Genomic DNA, 21,683 nt, shown 5'->3' with positions numbered 1-21,683 from the left:
GTACTGTGTCTCAAGACACGGGAGAGTCGGTCGCCGCCAGACCTGCACAGAACAGGATAACCATCCCCCTCAACGATCACACCGAAACGCCCGCCTCTCACGAGGCGGGCGTTTTGCGTTTCGACGTCGCTTTTCTTACCGGATGGTCATGATCCGGCCAAAGGGAGGTAAGGCGAGGCCCGGCACAGTCCCATCCTGTCTCAGAAGAGGGGAGGGGGCTTCGTGCCGATCCAAGCTCAAGCGGCTTTCCCGCGCATTCCCGACCACGTATCGTCCGGCCCCATGCGTCTTCTCATCATCGAGGACGACCGCGAGGCGGTCTCCTATCTCGTCAAGGCTTTCAAGGAAGCCGGTCACGTGCCAGACCATGCGGTCGATGGGCTGGATGGCTATGCGATGGCGCGGGAGGGCGATTACGATGTCCTCATCGTCGACCGCATGTTGCCGAAGCTCGACGGATTGTCGCTCGTTCGCTCCCTGCGCGAGCAGGAGGTCACGACGCCGATCTTGATTCTCTCGGCGCTCGGGCAGGTTGACGACCGGGTGAAAGGCCTGCGGGCTGGTGGCGACGATTATCTGCCGAAACCCTATGCCTTCTCCGAGCTCCTCGCACGCGCCGAGGTGTTGGCACGGCGCCGTGCATCCACGCCCGGCACCGCCGAGGCGACGTCCTATCATGTGGGGGACCTGCATCTCGATCGCCTGTCGCACCGCGTCACCCGCGGCGGCCATGAAATCCTGCTCCAACCGCGCGAATTTCGTCTGCTCGAATATCTCATGCGCCATGCCGGGCAGGTCGTGACCCGCACGATGCTGCTCGAACATGTCTGGGACTACCATTTCGACCCGCAGACCAACGTCATCGATGTCCATGTCTCACGCCTGCGGGCCAAGCTCGACAAGGATTTCGACACCGCCCTGATCCATACGATCCGCGGTGCCGGCTATATCCTGCGACCGGACGATTCCTCCCGCTCGTCCGACACGCCGTGAGCGAGGCCGACGGTCTGCCCGCGCGCATCCGGAACCTGTTCCGGACAACCGCCTTCAAGCTCTCCTTCGCCTACCTCGTCGTCTTCGCGACTTTCGCCTTTCTGGCTTTGGGCTATGTCGCCTGGAATGCGAGCCGAGTCCTCGACGATCAGATGGTGTCGACCATCGAGGCCGAGATCAACGGCCTGTCGGAACAGTACAAGGCCGGAGGCCTGCGCCGGCTGATCTCCGTCGTCGAACGCCGGGCCGGCGAACCCGGAGCCTCCCTCTATCTGGTCACGACGGCGGCGGGAGAGCGGGTCGTCGGCAATGTGGGAGCGCTCGCCGACGGAACCCTGGCCCAGCCCGGCCAGACCGAGGCCGCCTATGCCCGCAGCGGTCAATCCGACGTGCTCGACCGCCACGCCATCCTGCAGGTCTTCGTTCTTCCCGGAGGGTTTCGCCTCGTTGTCGGACGCGACGTGGAGGAGCGTGACCGGCTGCGCTCCATCATCGCGACGACCTTCGGCTCTTCCATGGCCCTGGTCGTCATCCTCGGCGTCGTCGGGGGATGGTTCGTGGCCAGCCGCGTTCTCCGGCGGGTCGATGCCATGACCGAGACGACGCGCCGGATCATGGCCGGCGACCTCGACGGGCGGCTGGCGGTCGCCGGAAACGGCGACGAACTCGATCGCCTGGCGAGCAATCTCAACGAGATGCTCGAGCGTATCGGCGAGTTGATGCGCGGCTTGCGCGAAGTCTCCGACAATATCGCCCATGATCTCAAGACCCCGCTCACCCGGCTGCGAAACCGCGCCGACGAAGCGCTTCACGGCGCCGATACGCCCGAGCAATTGCGTGCCGCCATGGAGGGCGTCATCGAGGAGAGCGACGGCCTCATCCGGGTCTTCAATGCCCTGCTGATGATCGCGCGGCTGGAGGCCGGAAACGCGCAGGAGATCATGGCCCGGTTCGATCTCGGCCTCGTGGCGCAGGAGGTGGGCGAACTCTACGAGGCGCTGGCCTCCGAGCGGGGGATGGAACTGGCCATGGAGGCGCCCGAAGGGCTCATGATCCGTGGCAACCGTGAACTCGTGGGCCAGGCCCTCGCCAATCTCATCGACAATGCGGTGAAATATGGCGGCACCGGCGGAACGGTGCGTGTCACCGCCGAAGAGCGCGGGACCGGCATTGCGGTCATCGTCTCCGACAATGGTCCGGGCATTCCCGAGGAGGCGCGCGGGCGCGTGCTCGGCCGGTTCGTCCGCCTGGAGGAAGCGCGGTCCCTGCCGGGATTTGGCCTCGGCCTCAGTCTCATCGATGCGGTGGTGCGCCTTCATCAGGGCACGCTCGCGCTGGAAGACAATCGGCCGGGACTTCGCGTCGTCATGACCCTCCCGGCCTGAAACTGCCTTACAAAACTTACCGTCGTCCCTCGCTCACGGCACAACGGCGCAGCGGGAGTTTTTTTTAGAGATACAAAGCAGGTTCGCGTTGGCGAGCCCATGCTCCATCTGGTGATCGACATCCGACGGATGGAACCGACCGCCTGTGTCCGTCCCGACCCCCTTGCCGATTCTCGAAAGGTCCGCTCCCAGGCTGTCGAGGCAAAGGCCAACGACCGGGTTGGGGTGGATTTCAGAATGTCAGCTTGCTGACGCGGATCTTGAAAAGCCGACGTTGTTCGAACGCGGACTTGAGCTTCCCGCCGGGCGTTTGCTCAGGCGAGCGCTGCAAGCTTAAGCGCATGGTCTCGTATGTTCGGGGGCCATGCCGTCATGTGGCTGGCAAAGCCCTTGGCATCCCCGGCGAACAGCGCCCGGATTGCCTCCTCAAACCCAGGTAGATCGCCCGCCAGCGCTGAGAGGAAGCGGTATGCGGCCTCTTTCGCTGCTTTCATCCGGGTTTGCCCACCATCTGCCCTCCGCGCTTCGTCAACGAGGCGCCTCAACGCTTGCGATGCGCCGCCCGGCTGGGAGGCAAGCCACTCCCAATGACGGGGAAGCAGCGTCACCTCGCGAGCGATGACCCCGAGCTTCGGGCGACCACGGCTCCTTGGTGCACCATCGGGATCCGGTCGGCTCTCGACGGTACTCGTGGCGTCTCCCGCATCCGCGAGTTCGGCGAAACGTGCGACGATCTCCGCCTCGGTTCCACGCAGATCGAGGTCAATGACGGCGCCCGACCTGTCGTCGAAGGCCAAGATCGGATCCCCTTCTTCCGCCGCCTGCGCTTTCATGGCGAGAGCCACGTCTGTCAAGCGACCGCTGGCGAGCCGCCGCACCCCCACAAACGCGGTGAACGTCCTCATCTGGTCTTCTGACATGGCACCTCCATCCTGACCGTCATAACCACAGCGAGCCCTTGTCGTCAATTTTACCCGGATGATATTGCGCGTAAGTATCGGCTTCGATAGCGTCGCTGCCGATCTACGAGGGCATGTGATGAGAACCGAAGACAGAAAGATGGCTGTTAACGCCTACAAGAAGCGGGAGGTCGAAGGTGGCATCTACGCCGTCCGCTGCGTGGCGTCCGGTGAGGTTTGGGTCGGTGGGTCGCCCGACCTCTCCAAGATCCAGAACCGCCTCTGGTTTACCCTCCGGCAGGGCATGAACACGCACCGTTCGCTCCAGATCGCTTGGAATGCGATGGAGCAGAGGCGTTCAGCTTCGAGATCGTCGAGCGGTTGGATGCTGAAGAGATTGGATACGTCCGCGACCGAGTGATGAAGGAGCGTCTTCTCCTATGGGCAGAGCAGCTTCGGGCTGTCCGGATATGAGCACAGAACCCAGTCCAGCACGTTTGACGGCCAACGGCGTCACCCTGGCCTATGACAGCTTCGGAGACGAGGCGGCTGAGACGATCCTTCTGATCGCGGGGCTCGGCACGCAGATGATCCGCTGGGCCGTCCCCTTCTGCCGCGAGTTGGTGACGCGCGGCTATCGTGTCGTGCGGTTCGACAACCGGGACACAGGACGCTCGACCCACTTTACCGAGCACGGCGCAATGGATTTCTCGGCCTTGGCCGCGACGCTTGCTGAGGGGCGACGGCCGGAACTCGCCTACACGCTCGACGACATGGCCTCAGACGCGCTCGGCTTGCTCGATGTCCTGTCCATACGCCGAGCCAACGTCGTCGGTCGCTCGATGGGCGGCATGATCGCCCAGATCATGGCAAGCGAGCACCCGTCCCACGTTCTCTCGCTTACCTCGATGATGTCGAGCACAGGCAACCCGTGTCTGCCACCGGCTGCGCCCGACGTGTTGGCAATGATGATGCGTCCCGCTCCCGATCCCGTCTGGGACGAGGCGGGCTTCCTCGATCACGGCGTCACCTTCGCACGCCGCATTGCTGGCACTGCTCATCCGTTCGACGAAGGGGGCTTCCGCGCTCTCCTCCAGGAGGAGGTTCGGAGAGGCCGTGCGCCGGGTGGGTTCGGACGACAGGTCGCGGCGGTTGGGGTGGCTGGTGACCGTCGCTCACGGCTTGCCGGGATCACGGCGCCGACACTCGTCATTCACGGGACGGACGATCCTCTCTTTCCTCCTGCCTGCGGTGAGGACACTGCAGCTTCAATCCCGGAAGCGGAGATGATGTTGATCGCCGGGATGGGCCATGATCTGCCGCCATCCTTGTACCGAGCCATTGCCGATGCAATCGAGCGAACCGCTCGTCGTTCGACCATCTCGGCATCAGGAGGGTAGAAGAGTACCATCTCGAGGGGTCGAACGACCGCTTTCGAGAAGGCAGCCGCGCCCATCCTATGACGTTGTCGGGCCGAATACGGAACGTCCGATTCCGGGCGGAGGGCTAAAGCCCGCTTCTCACCCATCGCGGATACTCAAGGCGGGTACCATCCGTCAGATTTCCACCACGAGCTTGAGCTTTTGAAGTGTCGCGCGTTTTCTGACGTAAAATCAGTGCCCGCTTTTGCTGAACCCGCTGAGCCGGGAAAGGACAGCCCGTGACCGAGGAAGCGCCTTTGACCCAGCGCCTGACGAGGGCGCCCGTCCTGAGGGATCCCGAGCGTGCGGCGGCACGGCTCAGAGAGGTCGAGGCCGCGTTCGGCCATCTCGACGAGGCGGGACGAGCGCTACTTCTCGGCCTTGCCGACCATTCTCCCTTTCTCTGGCAGCGTGTGGTGCGGGATCCCGGGCGCGTCGCCGCGATGCTGGAGCGACCGCCCGAACGCGTGGTGGCCGACCTCATCGCCCGGCAGCGTTCCGCCGCACGCAGTGACACCGGAGAGGTCCGCGATCTCGATGCCGTCGCCGCCGAGCTTCGACGCAACCGTGGCGATCATGCCCTTCTCGTGGCCCTCGCCGATATCGGCGGCCTCTGGCCCCTGGCGACGGTGACCGAGGCGCTCTCCGATTTCGCCGATGCCTCCGTTCATGCAGCGGCCGAAGCTCTTTTGTTGCAGGCGGCCGAGGCCGGGCGGTTTCACCCCCATGACGTCGCGAGCCCGCAGCTCAAATCCGGCCTCGTCATCCTCGGCCTCGGCAAGCTCGGGGCCGGCGAGCTCAATTATTCCAGCGATATCGACCTCGTCGTGTTCTTCGATCCCGATATCGCGCGGTTGAAGGAAGGCCTGGCTCCGACGCCGTTCTTCTCCAAACTCGCGCAGGGGATCGCCAAGCTGCTGCAGGAGCGCACCGCCGAGGGTTACGTCCATCGCGTCGATTATCGCCTGCGCCCCGATCCCGGATCGACACCGACGGCCATCTCGCTGAACTCCGCCTATCTCTACTACGAGAATCTCGGCCAGAACTGGGAGCGCGCCGCCTATATCAAGGCGCGCGCGATCGCCGGCGACATCGAGGCGGGCGAACACTTCCTGACGGGCTTGCGGCCCTTCGTCTGGCGCAAGTATTTCGACTTCGCCTCCATCGCCGATGTCCATGCGATGAAGCGCCAGATCCATGCCGTGCGCGGTCACGACACGATCGCGGTGGCCGGGCACGACATCAAGCTCGGGCGCGGCGGCATCCGCGAGATCGAGTTCTTCGTCCAAACCCAGCAACTCGTCTTCGGCGGGAGACGGCCGGACCTGCGCGGCCGCCGCACCATCGCAATGCTGGCGGCGCTCACCGAGGAAGGCTGGATCGACGGCACTGCGCGCGACGAGCTGGGGCAGGCCTACGATTTCCTGCGTACCGTCGAGCACCGCCTGCAGATGGTGAATGACGAACAGACGCAACGATTGCCGACCGAAGAGGCGGGCCTCGAGAGCTTCGCCCGTTTCGCCGGCTTCGCCGATGCCAAGGCCTTCGAGACGGAACTGCTCCATCACGCCCGGCGGGTGCAGGCACATTACGCGTTGTTGTTCGAGGCGGAGCCGGACCTGTCGGCTTCCGTGGGAAATCTCGTCTTCAGCGGGACGGACAACGATCCCGCGACCCTCGCCACCCTTCGGACCCTGGGCTTTGCCGATCCCGAGCGCGTGGCCGAGACGGTGCGCGGTTGGCATTTCGGTCGTCGCCCCGCTGTCCGCACGGCGCGTGCCCGCGAGGTTCTCACCGAGCTCGTCCCGGCCTTGATGCAGGCGCTCGGCGGCACGCCGAACCCCGATGTGGCCCTGGATACCCTCGACCGGGCCTTCGCGCGGATGCCGGCGGCGGTGGAACTCCTCACCATCCTGCGTTCGAACGATCGTCTGCGCCTGCTCTTCGCCGACCTGTTGGGAAGTGCGCCGCGCCTGGCCGAGACCGTCGCCTTCAGCCCCCATGTCCTCGACACTGTGATTGACCCGGCCTTCGTCGTGCCGAAGGTAGATGCCGAGGACATCGCCGCGCAGTATCACGGGCTGGTCGGCAAACCGGCGGCCTATGAGGATTTCCTCGACCGCAGCCGGGACGCCGCGCGGCAATTGCGCTTCGTCACCGGGGCGCGATTGCTCACGGGCATCCTCTCGCCGCAGGCGGCGGGGCGGGCCTATGCGGGCATCGCCGATGCCGTCGTGGCGGCCAGCCTCGATGCGGTCTCACGCCAGTTCTTCGCCGAGCATGGGGAGGTGCCCGGCGGGCGCTGTGTCGTCCTCGGCCTCGGTCGGCTCGGGGCCAACCAGATGACGGCGGAATCCGACATCGACCTCGTCGTGCTCTACGATTTCGATGCGGAGAACCGGACGAGTCTCGGGCCGAAGTCCATCGACGCGGTCATGGCCTATAACCGGCTGACGCAACGCCTCGTCGCGGCGCTGACTGCGCTGACCCGGCGCGGCGGTCTCTACGAGGTCGATCTTCGCCTGCGTCCCGGCGGCGGGCAGGGGCCCGTGGCGGTGCAGGTGCGGAGTTTCCTCCCCTATCAGCAGGGGGAGGCCGATCTATGGGAGCATATGGCGCTCACCCGCGCCCGGGTCATCGCCGGGGATCGGAGCCTCGGCGACGAGGTGATGGGGCAGATCCGGACCATCGTCGGGCTGAAGCGCGAGACGGCGGAGGTCTTCCGCGCGGTTCGCGACATGCGCCAGGTCGTAGCCAGTGAGAAAGGGTTTGCGGGGCCGCTCGATCTCAAGCTGGCGCCCGGAGGATTGCTCGATCTCGACTTCATGGCCCAGGCCCTGACCCTGGCCCATGCTGAGCGCCATCCCGGTCTTGTCGGCCTCGATGCATCCTCCGTCTTCGGCGAGGCCGGCGATGGCAGCCTTCTGCCGGTGAACGAGGCGCGACGGCTCGGCGAGGCCTATCGCCTCTTCGACGACGTGCTCCATTGGCAGCGTCTCATGGGCGAGGCGGAATCGAAGGCGGGCGCGTCGGTGGCGCTGACGCGGCTCGCCATCGCCATGGGCCTGCCGGATGCCGCGACCCTGGCGGCGGAACTCGATGAACGCCGCGCCGAGGTCAGAGCGCTGTTCGAGCGGCTGCTCGGTTGAGCCTCGCAGGCCCGCTTTCGCGGGCCTCCCGCACCGGAATCGGACCCATCTACCGCTTCGTCGTAAATCGCGTCCGATGGCGGTCGAAAGGGGGGGGCTATGGCGGTGATTTCAGAGGAGGCCGCGCGCCTTGGCCAGAGCCACGAGGTCGTGCTGCGGCCGGGCACCGATATGCTGGATCACCTCCGCCGCCGCCAAGGCTCCGAGCCGGGCGCTCGAGACGTTGTCGAGGCCGCGGGCATGGCCGGCGAGGAAGCCAGCCGCGAACAGGTCCCCGGCGCCGGTCGTATCCACCAGCTCGGTCACCGGCGCGGCCTCGATGGCGCGGATCTCGCCGCCCTTCACCACGATCGCGCCCTCGGCGGAGCGGGTGACGAGGCCGAGGAGATGCATGCCGCGCTGGTTGCGCTCGTCACGCAAAGCTTTGATGGCCGCTTCTTCGTTGTCCGTCTCGTATAGGCTCTTCAACTCGCCAATATTGGCGAACAGAATATCGATGCTGCCGTCGCGGATGAGGCCCAGGAACTCCTCGCGGTAGCGGCCGACGCAGAACGCATCCGATAATGTGAGCGCGACGGCGTTGCCGGCATTGTGGGCGATCTTGGCGGCCTTGCGGAAAGCTTCCTTGGCCGCCGGCGGGTCCCAGAGATAACCTTCGAGATAGACGGTGCGGGCGCTCGCCACGGTGGCCTCGTCGACATCGGCCGGTGACAGACCCTGGCAGGCGCCGAGATAGGTGTTCATGGTGCGCTCGCCATCCGGCGTCACCAAAATGAAGCAGCGCGCCGTGGCCGGTCCTTCCAGCGCGGCCGGCACAGTGAAGGAGACCCCCGTCGCCTTGAGATCATGGGCGAAAAGGCCCCCGAGCTCGTCGTCGCGGACCTTGCCGATGAAGCCGGTCTTCGCGCCGAGGAGAGCCGCGCCCACCGCGGTGTTCGCGCCAGAACCGCCGGAAACGATGGTGGCTGGTCCCATCACCGAGAACAGGCTCTCCGCGCGGTCCTCGTCGATGAGCTGCATCGCGCCCTTAGGGACGCCCTGCTGTTCGAGAAATCCATCATCCGTCCGCGCGATCAGGTCGACGATGGCATTGCCGAGGACGAGAAGGTCGAGGGGAGCGGACATCTGACATCCTGTCTGGCGCTGGCGATGCCGCAGGCTGTGGCATCGCACCCAAGGAGGGTCAAGCGAGGGAGGGCACCATAGATCGCGGCGGCGTCGGCTATTGCAGCGCCTTCACCTCACACTGCGCGTAGTCGCCGCTCGCTTTCACATAGGCGTTCAGCGCCTTCACATAGGCTTCGGCCAGGGGACGATAGGCCGCGATCTGGAGATTGTAAGCCTTCACCGCGTCGTTGAACGTGTAGGCCTCCCAGCCGGGGCATCCTCCCTTGGCATCGAGGCAAGCCGGCTTGGCGGGGGCGGTCGGCTTCGTCGGGCGCGTCGCTGGGTCCGGCGGAACGGCCTTCGCGCATTCCGCCATGGCGAAGGACGGAAGAAGGACTGTCAGGACGAGAGCCGCTCCAAGAAGCCTGACACGCATCGCTGGAATTCCCTCACGTTCGAGACGCCCAATCACCCGGACGGTGCTGAGCTTGTGCGTGAGGGACTGCGCTGCGGCAAGCGCTCAGCTCGCCTGGACCGCTTCCCGCCCGGACTGGTGGGGGGCAGGTCTGCACTTGCCGCCTCTAGTCATGGCGGGACGCATCACGTTGAGCAGGGGTAGAGCGATACCGGTGACGAGCACCCACCAGGCCGGGCGTAGGCCATCGTAGAATTCAAGATTGGCTCCGAGCACCGCGCTGGCGGGTACGCCGCTCTTCACCCCATACCACGCCGCCTCCACCAGGGCGGTGACGAGGGAGGCCGCGATGGCAAGGCCGAGAAGGGTGATCGCGTTCATCGGCAGGCGGAAACGCAGCATTCCTCGCCAGCCCATGAGCAGAAGAAACAGGCCCGTCCAGTAGACCGGCGCCGACACGTCGATCTTGGCCTGAAGGAAGTAGTGGAACAGGCCGAGCACCGCGATGACGTAGACGGTTTTATGCAGGCGCGGCCAGGCTTTGCCGAGACGGCGGATCATCCCGTCCGTGGAGGTGATCCCCAATACGGTGAGACCGAGCAGGGCCACGAAGCCGATGGTGAGATAGAACCGCGAGACGATCTCGCTCACCACCTTCGACAGGATGAAATTCTGGTCCACGACATAGAGACCGAGATGGACGACACCATAGGCGAGGACGGTGAGGCCGAGCATGCGCCGGACCAGGATCAGCTTCGGATAGTTCGCGATCCGCCGCAGCGGTGTCACTGCGAGCGACAGCAGCAGGAAGCGCACCGCCCACTCTCCTGTGCTGTGAATGAGGGCGGTGATCGGCTTCGGCCCAAGGGCGTCGAGCCCATAGGCGGCGGCGAGCCAGAGGCCGGGCGCCAGCGCGAACAGGAATGTCGCGAGTTTCAAGCCCGAGACACGGCCGGCGCGGTCACGCCAGGGAGCGGAGAAAGCGGGTGTGGCAGGCATGAAGGTCCGTCATCGGAAAAGTCTTCACCCTCAAATAGGCGAGCGTGGGGACGATATAGGGTGGCCAGTCACACGTTCGCGCGAGACTGCCTGTTCCATTCGTATGGCTTCCGCCGAAGGTTACCTCTCCACCGTGCCGCTGCGGCGCATCCGTGGGGCCTCCCGTCGCCGTGCCCGGTTGTGATAAACCCCGCGATGCCCCAGCCAAAGCCGCGAAACGTATTCATGCCAGCATCCGCCTTGTCCGACCCGATCGATGCCATGAGCGCCGAGGAGGCTCGGGCCGAGCACGCCGCATTGTCCGAGCAGATCGCGGAGGCAGACCGGCTCTATCACGGAGAGGACGCACCCGAGATCACGGATGCGGAATACGACGCCCTCCGGCGTCGCCTCGAGACGATCGAGACCCGCTTTCCGGATCTTGCCGGCACCGGACAGGCAAGCGCCTCCGTCGGCGCAAAGGCCTCGGAAAAATTCGCTAAAGTTCGGCATGCGGTGCCGATGCTGTCGCTGGGGAACGCCTTCGCGGATGAGGAGGTCCACGATTTCGTGGGCCGGGTCCGTCGCTTCCTTAACCTGCCCGATGAGCCGCTTGCCTTCACTGCCGAGCCCAAGATCGACGGCCTGTCCCTCTCCCTACGCTATGTCGAGGGTAAGCTTGTCACGGCGGCCACCCGCGGCGATGGCGAGGTCGGCGAGGATGTGACCGCGAATGCGAGAACCGTCTCGGGCATCCCGGAGGTGCTGGCTGGGACGGGTTGGCCGGAGATCTGCGAGGTACGTGGCGAGGTCTATCTCTCGCACGCGGATTTCGCCGCCATCAACGCTCGCCAGGAAGCGGCAGGGAAGGCGCTTTTCGCCAATCCGCGCAATGCGGCGGCTGGGTCCCTGCGCCAGCTCGATTCCCAGATCACCGCCTCGCGGCCGTTGAAATTCTTCGCCTATGCCTGGGGTGAGATGTCGGAGATGCCGGAGACGACGCAGCACGGCATGATCGCGGCCTTCGCCTCCTGGGGATTCGCGGTGAACGACCGCACTGTGCTCTGCACAGACGCGGAAGCCATGCTGGCGCATTACCGCACGATCGAGGAGGATCGCGCCGGCCTCGGCTACGACATCGACGGCATCGTCTACAAGGTCGACGATCTGGCTCTTCAGCGACGCCTCGGCTTCGTCTCGCGCAGCCCGCGCTGGGCGCTGGCGCATAAGTTTGCGGCGCAGAAGGCCTTCACGATCCTCGAGGCCATCGAGATCAATGTCGGCCGGACCGGGTCGTTGAATCCGCTGGCGCGGTTGAAGCCCGTAACGGTGGGCGGTGTCGTTGTTTCGAACGCGACGCTTCATAACGAAGGCTACGTCCAGGGCGTTGGCGGGGACGGCGAGCCGATCCGCGACGGTCGCGACATCCGCGTCGGCGATACGGTCATCGTCCAACGTGCCGGCGACGTGATCCCGAAGGTGATGGATGTCGATCTTGCGCGGCGGCCGCCGGAATCGAAGCCCTATGTCTTTCCGGAGACCTGCCCCGCCTGCGGCAGCCGCGCCGTCCGCGAGGTCAATCCACGCACCGGACAGCGCGATGCGGTACGCCGCTGCACTGGCGGGCTCATCTGCCCGGCGCAGGGACTGGAGCGCCTGAAGCATTTCGTCTCGCGCAACGCCTTCGATCTCGAAGGCTTCGGCCAGACCTATATCGAGGTGCTGTTCGAGGCCGGACTCATCAAGCAACCTGCTGACCTGTTCCGCCTGGAATTCGCGCCGTTGAAGGAGGCTATCGTCGCCCGTCGAGAAGCGCTTTCGGCCGAGCGTCGCGCCGAAGGTGAGCCGCCACCGAAAAAGGCGAAGAAGAAGGGGGACGACGAGGACAAGGCCATTAAGAACCTGCTCGCCTCCATCGATGAGCGCCGCAGCCTGGCCCTCAACCGGTTCCTGTTCGCCCTCGGGATTCGCCATATTGGCGAGTCCACCGCCAAAGCCCTGGCCAAACGCTTTCCGGATATGCCGAGCCTGATGCAGGCCCTCGCCGCCGCTGCCGCCGCTCAAGCTGGACCAGACTGGCTCGAACTCTCGGCGGTACCGAGGGTTGGGCCGACGACGCGGGACCGGTTGCTCGAATTCGGTTTCGTGGGCGAGGCGGAGGGCAGCGAGGTCGGGACGGGCCGGCGCCCGACTACGGCGCAGCGGGCTAACCTGATCGCCCATTACGGCGACGAGGCTGCCGTGGATGCAGCCGTCGCCCGCGCCCGTGACCAGCGTCCCGGCGATCCCTATCGGGTCTTCGCCGACGATGGCGAGATCGGCCCCGTGGCCACCGATTCCCTCATCGCGTTCTTTGCCGAACCTCACAATGCCGATGCGGTCAACGCCCTGCTCGGAGAAGTGAAGACCGAGCCGATGGCGGTGGCCGCCACTGCGACCGCTTTCGCCGGCAAGACCCTTGTCTTCACCGGCACCCTGGAGCGCATGACCCGAGGCGAGGCCAAGGCCACGGCTGAACGCCTCGGCGCCAAGGTCTCGGGCTCCGTCTCGGCCAAGACCGACCTTGTCGTCGCGGGGCCCGGCGCGGGCTCAAAGCTGAAAGATGCCGAGAAGCACAGGGTCAAAGTGGTGAGCGAGGAAGATTGGATCGCCATGGTGGAGACGGCGTGACGACGCTCGCCATCGATTTCGAGACGGCCAACGAACGGCGCGACAGCGCCTGCGCGGTCGGGCTCGCATGGATCGAAGGTGGTGCGGTGGTCCGGCGTGAATCACGCCTGATCCGGCCACGTGAGATTCGGTTCTCGCCGGGCAACATCCGGGTCCACGGTATCCTGCCGGCGGATGTCCGCAAGGAACCGGAATTCCCGGATGTGATGGCGGAGTTCCTGCCCGACCTCTCGTCCGGGCTGGTACTCGCTCACAATGCCGGCTTTGACATGGGTGTGCTCCGGGCTTCGCTCCACGCCTATGGCATGACCGTTCCAGCCTTCGCTTCGCTCTGCACACTTCAAATCGCGCGAAAAGTGTTTCCCGCACCGGAGGGATGCGGCCTCGGCAAGGTCGCCGCCCGGCTCGGTATCCGTTTCGAACATCACGATGCGGGTGAGGACGCCTATGCCTGCGCGGAGATCGCCCTCGCTGCGGCGAGGCAGCACGGAGCTCCTGACATCACTGCCCTGGCAAGGGCGATCCACCTGCCGGTTACGCGACTGCCAGCCGGATATGTCGAACGGGAAACAAGGTCGTTCGAGTCACCTGTCTCGCCGATCGGGGCGATGCGGTTCTCCGTGCGGGGTAGCAGCGGCAATCTCTACGCGGTGACCCTGGAGGACCGCCCGAGCGGCCCGCGTCTGCGATGCACCTGTATGGCAGGACGCTACGGTGTCGCCTGCCGCCATGCCAAGGCGCTTCTCGTCGGTGACATCACCGATCTCGTATCGGGCAACCACGCGGACGTGGTCGCCCTCAGCAGGATGTTCGACGAGGCCGCGATACCGCGACCCCGGGACATGTGACCGTTCAGATGACCTTGAGCAGGGCGTCGACGCCGGAAATCTCGGTCTTGGCCGGAGATTCTTCGACGTTCAGGACGCGCACCACGCCATCATCCACCAGCATGGAATAACGCTTAGAGCGCGGTCCGAGACCGAAGCCGGCCCCGTCCATGTCGAGGCCGATGGCCTTGGCGAACTCGGCATTGCCGTCGGCGAGGAACTCGATCCCGTCGGCATTGCTGGCCTTCTGCCAGGCTTCGAGGACGAACACGTCGTTGACGGAGGTCACCGCCACGGCATCGACGCCGCGTGCCTTGATCTCTTCCTGCTTCTCGACGAAGCCGGGCAAGTGGTTGCGGTGGCAGCTCGGCGTGAATGCGCCTGGTACGCCGATCAGCACGATACGGCGCCCTTTGAAGATATCGTCGGTGGTCTTAGCCTCGGGGCCCCCGGCGCCATTCACGCGAAAGGTCACCTGTGGAAGGTGGTCGCCAACCTGGATCGTCATCCGTCGTCGTCTCCTCAGATCGCCTGGAGCCCATGCCCGGTCTCGATGACCGAGTTCTGACACCACGACGCGCGAGAGCTCATGGGCCAATGGAGCCATGATGACCCCCGATAGGTGAGAAGGGTCTAGCCCGAGCCTCGGGGCGTGTCGAGGCGAGCCTCCGCGAAGGAGCCCCCGTCCACATTCCATTGATGGACGTCGACCGTATCGAGCGGGCACGGATAGGTCGTCGTCCTCAGCCCAGTCGGGTTCGAGCGAAAAGAGGAGGCGAAAGGCCGTTCCCGTTTCCCGAACTAGCAAGGGCTGAAAATCCGTGGGGAAGGATGATGATTCAGCCCTTCCCGACGCCGTGGACCTCCAACTCCCCGCTTCGATCCTTAGGTCATCGAAGCTTAGGAACTGCGAATTTTCCAGCGATGCATCATTCACGCGCCGCCGCTTCAGCAGGGACAGGGAGGTCGTCATCCTTCTTATCGATGGGCTGGATCGCATCCCTGCTGGACAAGCCATCACGCCCAGGTAGCATGATGCGATGCGACATGATCCGGTCTCCGCCTATCTCGACGGTCAGTTCCTCGTGGCAATGCCCGGCCTTACGGACGAGCGCTTCGCAAGGTCGGTGATCTATCTCTGCGCCCATTCCGCCGATGGTGCGATGGGGATTATCCTTAACAAGCCGGCCAGCGACCTGAACATGCCCGACCTCCTGGTCCAGTTGGACATCGCCAGTGAGGACGACGCGATCCGCCTGCGTGAGAAGGTGGGCCATATTCCTGTGCTCATGGGCGGTCCGGTGGATGCCAAGCGCGGCTTCGTGCTTCACACCGACGACTTCCACATCGATCAGTCGACACTCATCATTGATGATGGGATCTGCCTCACCGCGACCGTGGAGATTCTACGGGCCATCGCGAACGGGGCGGGACCTGCCAGCGCAGTCCTCGCCCTCGGTTATGCAGGGTGGCAGGCAGGCCAGCTCGAGAGCGAGATTCTCGCCAATGGCTGGCTCAACTGCCCTGCAGACCCGGAGATGATTTTCAATGCTGCGCTCGAAACGAAGTACGAACGCACTCTGCGCAGCAACGGTATCGACCCGGCGATGCTATCCTTCAGCGCAGGGCGAGCCTGAACGGATCGGCTCGTATCGCTTCATTCTCCGATCGGCGAACCGTCACTGTCTGGGTTCATACCCTCCACCGGCGGCTTCGCCTTACGAGGCCTGGGCGTCGTGCTCGCGGTCGGTGTGCTCGTATTAGCGCCAAGCCTTGCAGCAAGGGAAAGTGCCCGCGCCTCGGTGAAACGCACGTTGCAGAAGCCGTGGGCGCCCTCCCGGGCATAGGTCCGGCACGTTTGCTCACGGTCGGAGGAGAAAGCCGCCTGTTCGGTGACGATGGTGCGGACGTCCTGCCCGCGGGCGCGCTGGGTCATCACCTTGTAGTTATCACGCACAGCCTTGTCGGCGACGCCTCGTCCAGAGTCGAATTCGGCGGAGCGAGGGATTAGGGTCGCTGCTGCAGGACCCCATAGGCCGCCCGGATTGGTGGCGCAATCTGCCGATGCGAAGCTGCAGACACGGCCACCGCTAATCGGTGTCACCAAGACGCTGCCTTCGAGGATTTCGAACCGAAGCGGGCATTCACCGCCGGTGATCTCGTAGCGTGCCACGCCCTGGGGACGTCCCTCGGAGGAAAGAGAGATCGGCGAGCCCCCGGATAGCGGTACCTTGCAGGTCTCGCTCGGCTGCGAAATCTTGGTGCCGGGCAAGGTGATCCGCGCGGTGGCCGCATTGCCAGCCTTGTCGATCTTGAGGCTGCCGGTCAGGCCATTGAGCAGGATTTCCTGGCCAAGGATGTTGTCGTCGCTCGGTGTTTTCAGGACGACGGGGCGCGGGGGCGCAGGGGCCGGCCTTGGAGCTTCAGGGGCTGTTTCTCCTGGTGCGCCCGGCGGCAGCAACGTCCCCGGCTGAGGCGCTCCGGCCGGAGGTACCCCGCGAGGTGGTACTGGAGGCTTAGCCGCCTTGCCGATGCCGAACAGCTCCTCGAAAAAGTTCTGCGCCCCGGCTTCGTTCGCCGGAAGGGCGACGAGAGGCAGGACGAGGAGTGCAGGGAGCAGGTGGAAGGCGCGGGATGGACGCATCAAGTCTTTCATGCCTTTGGAGCTCGCGGCACCGGACTGGTGAACGGTGAATGTGCGTCGGGCTCTCGTTCTTGCATCAACTGTTTCGAAACCCTGATGTCACATCCGGGGCTGATGCTTTCGCCGACAAACTGACTTTTGACCCGCTTTGACGGCCCGGAAGCCCGTCTTCCACGTTCCAGACTAGCATGTGATGGGTGGCGCGGACGTGGCGTCCCTGCAACATTTTTGAGATCCATGCTGCCGAATATCGATCATTTCCCGTGCAAACATCCCGATTCGCGAAGGAGATAGGATCGGCGTGGCAGTTCGGAACGCTTTGCCTTGCGGCTCCGCATCACCCTTCTTATATCCGGCGGGACGCGGGATTAAGACCTGGATTGGCGCGTTTTAGGCGCTCTGGCTGGTTCGAATTCCGCTCTCACAATCTTTCGTTCTTCACCGCCATGGGCCGGGCCGCTTCGGGGCTCGGCGGTCTGCTTGACCAAATGACATGAGAGGGATCCCGCCATGGGTAAAGTAATCGGCATCGATCTGGGCACCACCAATTCCTGCGTGGCCGTCATGGAAGGCGCGCAGCCCAAGGTCATCGAAAACGCGGAAGGCGCGCGCACCACGCCGTCGATCGTCGCCTTCCTCGACGACGGCGAGCGTCTCGTCGGCCAACCGGCCAAGCGTCAGGCCGTCACCAATCCGGAACACACGTTCTTCGCCATCAAGCGTCTCGTGGGCCGTACCTACGACGACCCGATGACGCAGAAGGACAAGGGCCTCGTGCCCTACAAGATCGTCCGCGGCGACAATGGCGATGCCTGGGTCGAGGCCGACGGCAAGAAGTATTCTCCCTCGCAGATCTCGGCTTTCACGCTCCAAAAGATGAAGGAGACTGCTGAGGCACACCTCGGTCAGCCGGTGACGCAGGCCGTCATCACGGTCCCCGCCTATTTCAACGATGCACAGCGTCAGGCGACCAAGGATGCCGGCAAGATCGCCGGCCTCGAAGTCCTGCGCATCATCAACGAGCCGACAGCGGCCGCCCTGGCCTACGGCCTCGATAAGAAGAAGACCGGCACGATCGCAGTTTACGACCTCGGTGGCGGCACGTTCGATGTGTCGATCCTCGAGATCGGTGACGGTGTGTTCGAGGTGAAGTCCACGAACGGCGATACCTTCCTCGGCGGCGAGGATTTCGATAACCGAGTCGTCGAGTACCTGACCTCCGAGTTCAAAAAGGAGCAGGGCATCGATCTGACGAAGGACAAGCTCGCCCTTCAGCGCCTCAAGGAGGCCGCTGAGAAAGCGAAGATCGAGCTGTCTTCGGCTACTCAGACCGAGATCAACCTGCCTTACATCACGGCCGACGCCACGGGGCCTAAGCACCTCGCTCTGAAGCTCAGCCGCGCCAAGTTCGAGTCCCTGGTCGACGACCTCGTGCAGCGCACGATCGAGCCCTGTCGCAAGGCTCTCAAGGATGCGGGCGTCTCGGCTTCCGAGATCGATGAGGTCGTGCTCGTCGGCGGCATGATCCGCATGCCAAAGATCCAGGAAGTCGTGAAGTCCTTCTTCGGCAAGGAGCCCCACAAGGGTGTCAATCCGGATGAGGTCGTGGCTATCGGCGCGGCGGTCCAGGCCGGTGTGCTCCAGGGCGACGTCAAGGACGTGCTGCTTCTCGACGTGACCCCGCTGTCGCTGGGCATCGAGACCCTTGGTGGCGTGTTCACCCGCCTGATCGACCGCAACACCACGATCCCGACGAAGAAGTCACAGACTTTCTCGACGGCCGAGGACAACCAGAACGCTGTTACCATCCGGGTCTTCCAGGGTGAGCGCGAGATGGCGGCCGACAACAAGATGCTCGGCCAGTTCGACCTGATGGGCATCCCGCCGGCCCCGCGCGGCATGCCGCAGATCGAGGTGACCTTCGACATCGACGCTAACGGCATCGTCAACGTGACGGCCAAGGATAAGGCGACGAATAAGGAGCACCAGATCCGTATCCAGGCCTCGGGTGGCCTCTCTGATGCCGATATCGACCGGATGGTGAAGGATGCCGAGGCCAATGCCGAGGCGGATAAGAAGCGGCGTGAGTTGGTCGAGGTGAAGAACCAGGGCGAAAGCCTGATCCACGCCACCGAGAAGTCGGTGAAGGAGTATGGCGACAAGGTCTCGGCCGACGACAAGGGCGCCATCGAGACCGCTATGACTGCCCTTCGCACGGCCCTCGAGGGTGATGATGCCGAGGTCATCAAGTCCCGCACCACGGATCTCATGCAAGCTTCCATGAAGCTCGGTGAGGCGATGTACGCCGCCAGCCAAACGCCGGAAGGCGGGGCGGATGCCGCTGCCGGTGAGGAGACTAAGAAAGACGATGTCATCGACGCCGACTTCCAGGAAGTCGATGACAAGGACCAGAAGAAGCGGGCATAAGGCGCACGCTGCATGCGGGGCCGGAGTGATCCGGCCCCGCATCACGTCTGGTTATCGACAATGGCGTGATTCCCGCGACGATGGGTGAGATCCGCCGGGGACTTTTGAGGACGGGGAATGTCGAAGCGGGACTACTACGAGATTCTTGGGGTCTCAAAGACCGCGACCGACGGCGAGATGAAGGTCGCCTTCCGCAAGCTGGCGATGACCTACCACCCGGATCGTAATCCGGGGAATGCGGAAGCAGAGCTCAAATTCAAGGAAATCAACGAGGCCTACCAGACGCTCACCGATGGGCAGAAGCGCGCGGCCTACGATCGTTTCGGTCATGCTGCCTTCCAGCAGGGGGGAGCGGGTGGCCCCGGATTTGGAAACGAGTTCGGCGACTTCATGTCGGACATTTTCGATAATTTCTTCGGCGATGGTCGAGGGGGGGCAGCAGCCGGGGGCGCGCGAGGCGGTCGCGGTGGCGCGACCCGTGAGCGCGGCGCAGACCTGCGCTACAATCTAGAGATCTCTCTTGAGGATGCGTTCGCCGGCAAGACCGAAACCATCACGATGGCGACGGCCGTAACCTGCGAAGTTTGCTCCGGCAGCGGTGCGAAGGCCGGGTCCAAGCCGAAGCCCTGCCAGACCTGCGGCGGCTACGGCCGCGTGCGGGCTGCCCAAGGGTTCTTTGCCATTGAGCGTACCTGCCCGGCTTGTCACGGGCGCGGAGAGATCATCGATAATCCGTGCGGTAATTGCTCCGGCGCGGGGCGCGTCACGCGGGAACGCACACTGTCCATCAACGTCCCGGCGGGCGTGGATGACGGTCTGCGCATCCGTCTGGCTGGAGAGGGCGAGACGGGACTGCGAGGCGGGCCGGCAGGCGATCTCTACGTCTTCCTGTCGATCAAGCCGCATACCTTCTTCCAGCGCGATGGTGCCGATCTTTTCTGTCGCGTCCCGATCTCCATGGTGACAGCCGCCTTGTCGGGTGAAATCACTGTGCCGGTCATCGATGGTTCGCAGACGGAAGTCCGCATCCCCGCGGGGACGCAGACCGCCAAGCAGTTTCGCATAAAGGGTCGTGGCATGCCGGTCCTGCGGTCGCGGGATGTCGGCGATCTTTATATTCAGGTCTTCGTAGAGACCCCGCAGAACCTATCGAAGCGTCAGCGCGAGCTCCTCCAAGAATTTAATAGTACGGCCTCCGAAGAGAACCACCCTGAGAGCGCAGGCTTCTTTTCTAAGGTGCGGGACTTCTTCGATGGTCTCAGCGGGGCAGCCCGCTCGTGACGGGCGTCCTCATCCGCGACGGCGGATCGAAACCGGCTCTTCGCCGTTGTAGCTGTGGCGGTGTTGCATCGGCGCCGCGAGCACGCTCCGCCCTTCCTGAAGATACGAGGCTTGTGTCTTGACGGACATCGCTCTTTTGTCGTCTAGCCTTAGCCTCCCACGCGTGATCTGAGGATAGTGGATCTTGTTGCCGCTACGCCGACCCAGCGCCAAAGCCTACGCCGCTACCGGTTCTGTCCGTGAACGGCGGGAGCCGCTGGAGGATGAAGCTCGCTTCCTGCGCTCTTGGTTCGAGAGGCCGCTCGTTACCGGTTCGGTGACGCCGTCGGGCAAGATGCTCGCGCGGATGATGGCATCCTATGTCGATCCTCGTACGCCGGGCCCCGTGATCGAACTCGGACCCGGTACCGGTCCGGTGACCGAGGCACTCATCCGCCGGGGCATCGAGCAAGAACGTCTCGTGCTCGTGGAGTACAATCCGGATTTCTGCAAATTGCTGCAGAAGCGTTTTCCTCGCGCTACGATCCTGCGCGGCGACGCCTACAACATGAAACAGACGATCGGTGAGTTGCTCACTTCGAAGGCCGCCGCAACCGTCTCCAGCCTGCCGCTGTTCACCAAGCCTCTCGAGCAACGTCTCGATCTTCTCAATGCCGCGCATACGATGATGCATCCGGGTTCGCCCTTCGTGCAGTTCACCTATGCGGTGGTGCCGCCGATCCCCGAACGCTGCGATGCCGGGAGCTATACAGCCAGTCGCTCGAGCCGTGTATGGCTCAACCTTCCACCAGCACGGGTCTGGGTTTACCGCCGTCCCTGAGTCATTGCTGCCGAACGTTGGCTGAAGAGCCGGCTCATCCACGGTTCAGCCCATTGCTCCTAAGGTCTGGCTACAGCGCCGGGATCGCCCCGGCGTAGCAATCGACGGAGGCTGACATGGCGTTTCGCGCATTCGCACATCGGATGAGAGGTTGGTTTGCCGCTGCGGCCCTCGCCGTCGGCGTTGTTGGCATGTCACCGGGCATCGTTCAGGCAGCACCCCTTTCCCCTTCCGTAGCCTTGGCCGATCCGGCACAGGCCGGTATCGTTCCCGTTCAGTACGGTTGGGGCGGGCACCATCATCATCACCATCGTAGGCACCATGGCTGGGGTGGACATCATCGCCATGGCTGGGGCGGGCACCGTGGGCACGGCTGGGGCGGTCACGGTCATCATGGATGGCGCCCGCGCCATCACGGTTGGGGCCACCATCACCATCACGGGCATCGCCACGGCGGTTACTATCGCTTCTAGTAAAAAAAGCTCCAGCGGGCTCGTCCGCTGGGGCTTCTTCTTGGTTTCCCATAGGACCAATCCATCCCTTTCCAGGGCATAAAGAATCTCGCCTTCGGCATGGGCATCGGTGCCATTCACGACACTCGCGTTCTCTGACGAGGCCGGGCAGTTCTTGAACTTAAACGGCGCGGGCGGTTCCTCTTTCAGCGCTA

17 protein-coding genes and 1 pseudogene are annotated in these 21,683 nt (G+C 64.2%); 11 read left to right on the top strand and 7 right to left on the bottom strand.

Annotation, left to right across the window (positions count from 1 at the left end):
* Window positions 1-282: 282 nt before the first annotated feature.
* A complete protein-coding gene (locus RQI43_RS20550) occupies window positions 283-993 on the top strand; it encodes a response regulator transcription factor (protein ID WP_056429667.1) in 711 nt (236 codons plus the stop codon).
* Window positions 990-2,378 (top strand): HAMP domain-containing sensor histidine kinase, encoded by a 1,389-nt coding sequence (locus RQI43_RS20545; RefSeq protein ID WP_311276423.1) that lies wholly within the window; start codon window positions 990-992, stop codon window positions 2,376-2,378. Before RQI43_RS20550 ends, RQI43_RS20545 begins: the two co-directional genes overlap by 4 nt.
* A gap of 314 nt (window positions 2,379-2,692) precedes the next feature.
* Here the strand turns inward: RQI43_RS20545 and RQI43_RS20540 are convergent, their stop codons facing one another.
* Window positions 2,693-3,298 (bottom strand): DUF2239 family protein, encoded by a 606-nt coding sequence (locus tag RQI43_RS20540; protein ID WP_311276422.1) that lies wholly within the window; start codon window positions 3,296-3,298, stop codon window positions 2,693-2,695.
* A gap of 118 nt (window positions 3,299-3,416) precedes the next feature.
* On the opposite strand from RQI43_RS20540, the pseudogene RQI43_RS20535 reads away from it, so the two are divergent.
* From RQI43_RS20535 to RQI43_RS20525, 3 genes and pseudogenes are all read left to right on the top strand, one after another.
* Window positions 3,417-3,751, top strand: a pseudogene (locus tag RQI43_RS20535) (GIY-YIG nuclease family protein).
* The gene (locus RQI43_RS20530) at window positions 3,748-4,677 is read left to right on the top strand and encodes an alpha/beta hydrolase (protein ID WP_311276421.1); all 930 of its coding nucleotides are present in this window, start codon (window positions 3,748-3,750) and stop codon (window positions 4,675-4,677) included. The pseudogene RQI43_RS20535 and the gene RQI43_RS20530 overlap by 4 nt, the downstream one beginning before the upstream one ends.
* 260 nt (window positions 4,678-4,937) lie before the next feature.
* The gene (locus tag RQI43_RS20525; RefSeq protein WP_311276420.1) at window positions 4,938-7,847 is read left to right on the top strand and encodes a bifunctional [glutamine synthetase] adenylyltransferase/[glutamine synthetase]-adenylyl-L-tyrosine phosphorylase; all 2,910 of its coding nucleotides are present in this window, start codon (window positions 4,938-4,940) and stop codon (window positions 7,845-7,847) included.
* 111 nt (window positions 7,848-7,958) lie between these two features.
* Here the strand turns inward: RQI43_RS20525 and RQI43_RS20520 are convergent, their stop codons facing one another.
* The 3 genes from RQI43_RS20520 to RQI43_RS20510 all read right to left on the bottom strand — a co-directional run bounded on the left by RQI43_RS20520 (window position 7,959) and on the right by RQI43_RS20510 (window position 10,368).
* Entirely contained in the window at window positions 7,959-8,972 is a 1,014-nt protein-coding gene (locus RQI43_RS20520) for an adenosine kinase (RefSeq protein WP_311276419.1), read from the bottom strand.
* Between the two features lie 97 nt (window positions 8,973-9,069).
* A complete protein-coding gene (locus RQI43_RS20515; protein WP_311276418.1) occupies window positions 9,070-9,390 on the bottom strand; it encodes a hypothetical protein in 321 nt (106 codons plus the stop codon).
* A gap of 84 nt (window positions 9,391-9,474) precedes the next feature.
* Window positions 9,475-10,368 (bottom strand): protein-methionine-sulfoxide reductase heme-binding subunit MsrQ, encoded by an 894-nt coding sequence (locus tag RQI43_RS20510; protein ID WP_311276417.1) that lies wholly within the window; start codon window positions 10,366-10,368, stop codon window positions 9,475-9,477.
* 225 nt (window positions 10,369-10,593) lie between these two features.
* Between RQI43_RS20510 and ligA the strand changes: the two genes are divergently transcribed.
* Together ligA and RQI43_RS20500 are read left to right on the top strand one after the other, a co-directional pair.
* Window positions 10,594-13,017, top strand: coding sequence for an NAD-dependent DNA ligase LigA (ligA, locus tag RQI43_RS20505; protein ID WP_311276416.1), 2,424 nt, complete (start codon window positions 10,594-10,596; stop codon window positions 13,015-13,017).
* Complete coding sequence (locus RQI43_RS20500) at window positions 13,014-13,865, top strand: 3'-5' exonuclease (protein WP_311276415.1); 852 nt, start codon at window positions 13,014-13,016, stop codon at window positions 13,863-13,865. The genes ligA and RQI43_RS20500 overlap by 4 nt, the downstream gene beginning before the upstream one ends.
* Window positions 13,866-13,869: 4 nt before the next feature.
* On the opposite strand, the gene RQI43_RS20495 is transcribed toward RQI43_RS20500, so the two are convergent.
* Window positions 13,870-14,352 (bottom strand): peroxiredoxin, encoded by a 483-nt coding sequence (locus tag RQI43_RS20495; protein ID WP_056429647.1) that lies wholly within the window; start codon window positions 14,350-14,352, stop codon window positions 13,870-13,872.
* Window positions 14,353-14,884: 532 nt separating this feature from the next.
* Between RQI43_RS20495 and RQI43_RS20490 the strand changes: the two genes are divergently transcribed.
* Window positions 14,885-15,481, top strand: coding sequence for a YqgE/AlgH family protein (locus RQI43_RS20490; protein WP_056429645.1), 597 nt, complete (start codon window positions 14,885-14,887; stop codon window positions 15,479-15,481).
* Between the two features lie 20 nt (window positions 15,482-15,501).
* Here RQI43_RS20490 and RQI43_RS20485 read toward each other — a convergent pair whose 3' ends face one another.
* Window positions 15,502-16,488, bottom strand: coding sequence for a hypothetical protein (locus tag RQI43_RS20485; protein WP_311276414.1), 987 nt, complete (start codon window positions 16,486-16,488; stop codon window positions 15,502-15,504).
* A gap of 510 nt (window positions 16,489-16,998) precedes the next feature.
* Here RQI43_RS20485 and dnaK point away from each other — a divergent pair.
* The 3 genes from dnaK to RQI43_RS20470 all read left to right on the top strand — a co-directional run bounded on the left by dnaK (window position 16,999) and on the right by RQI43_RS20470 (window position 21,016).
* Window positions 16,999-18,915: a molecular chaperone DnaK gene (gene dnaK / locus RQI43_RS20480; RefSeq protein WP_311276413.1), complete on the top strand. Its 1,917-nt coding sequence runs from the start codon at window positions 16,999-17,001 to the stop codon at window positions 18,913-18,915.
* Window positions 18,916-19,032: 117 nt separating this feature from the next.
* The gene (gene dnaJ, locus RQI43_RS20475; protein ID WP_056429639.1) at window positions 19,033-20,196 is read left to right on the top strand and encodes a molecular chaperone DnaJ; all 1,164 of its coding nucleotides are present in this window, start codon (window positions 19,033-19,035) and stop codon (window positions 20,194-20,196) included.
* Between the two features lie 184 nt (window positions 20,197-20,380).
* Window positions 20,381-21,016 carry a class I SAM-dependent methyltransferase gene (locus tag RQI43_RS20470; protein WP_056429636.1) on the top strand — a complete coding sequence of 212 codons (636 nt, stop codon included), beginning with the start codon at window positions 20,381-20,383 and terminating at the stop codon, window positions 21,014-21,016.
* 194 nt (window positions 21,017-21,210) lie between these two features.
* Here the strand turns inward: RQI43_RS20470 and RQI43_RS20465 are convergent, their stop codons facing one another.
* Window positions 21,211-21,609: a hypothetical protein gene (locus tag RQI43_RS20465; RefSeq protein WP_311276412.1), complete on the bottom strand. Its 399-nt coding sequence runs from the start codon at window positions 21,607-21,609 to the stop codon at window positions 21,211-21,213.
* Window positions 21,610-21,683: the final 74 nt, after the last annotated feature.

The sequence above is a fragment of the Methylobacterium sp. WCS2018Hpa-22 genome, from assembly GCF_031843785.1.
In the GTDB taxonomy this organism is placed as follows: domain Bacteria; phylum Pseudomonadota; class Alphaproteobacteria; order Rhizobiales; family Beijerinckiaceae; genus Methylobacterium.
This window is presented reverse-complemented; position numbering and strand designations above follow the sequence as displayed.

Coding starts and splice junctions, on each gene's coding strand:
- RQI43_RS20485 (WP_311276414.1), bottom strand. CDS start 16,488: ATGCGTCCATCCCGCGCCTTCCACCTGCTCCCTGCACTCCTCGTCCTG.
- RQI43_RS20530 (WP_311276421.1), top strand. CDS start 3,748: ATGAGCACAGAACCCAGTCCAGCACGTTTGACGGCCAACGGCGTCACC.
- ligA (WP_311276416.1), top strand. CDS start 10,594: ATGCCAGCATCCGCCTTGTCCGACCCGATCGATGCCATGAGCGCCGAG.
- RQI43_RS20510 (WP_311276417.1), bottom strand. CDS start 10,368: ATGCCTGCCACACCCGCTTTCTCCGCTCCCTGGCGTGACCGCGCCGGC.
- RQI43_RS20540 (WP_311276422.1), bottom strand. CDS start 3,298: ATGTCAGAAGACCAGATGAGGACGTTCACCGCGTTTGTGGGGGTGCGG.
- RQI43_RS20550 (WP_056429667.1), top strand. CDS start 283: ATGCGTCTTCTCATCATCGAGGACGACCGCGAGGCGGTCTCCTATCTC.
- dnaK (WP_311276413.1), top strand. CDS start 16,999: ATGGGTAAAGTAATCGGCATCGATCTGGGCACCACCAATTCCTGCGTG.
- dnaJ (WP_056429639.1), top strand. CDS start 19,033: ATGTCGAAGCGGGACTACTACGAGATTCTTGGGGTCTCAAAGACCGCG.
- RQI43_RS20495 (WP_056429647.1), bottom strand. CDS start 14,352: ATGACGATCCAGGTTGGCGACCACCTTCCACAGGTGACCTTTCGCGTG.
- RQI43_RS20520 (WP_311276419.1), bottom strand. CDS start 8,972: ATGTCCGCTCCCCTCGACCTTCTCGTCCTCGGCAATGCCATCGTCGAC.
- RQI43_RS20515 (WP_311276418.1), bottom strand. CDS start 9,390: ATGCGTGTCAGGCTTCTTGGAGCGGCTCTCGTCCTGACAGTCCTTCTT.
- RQI43_RS20490 (WP_056429645.1), top strand. CDS start 14,885: ATGCGACATGATCCGGTCTCCGCCTATCTCGACGGTCAGTTCCTCGTG.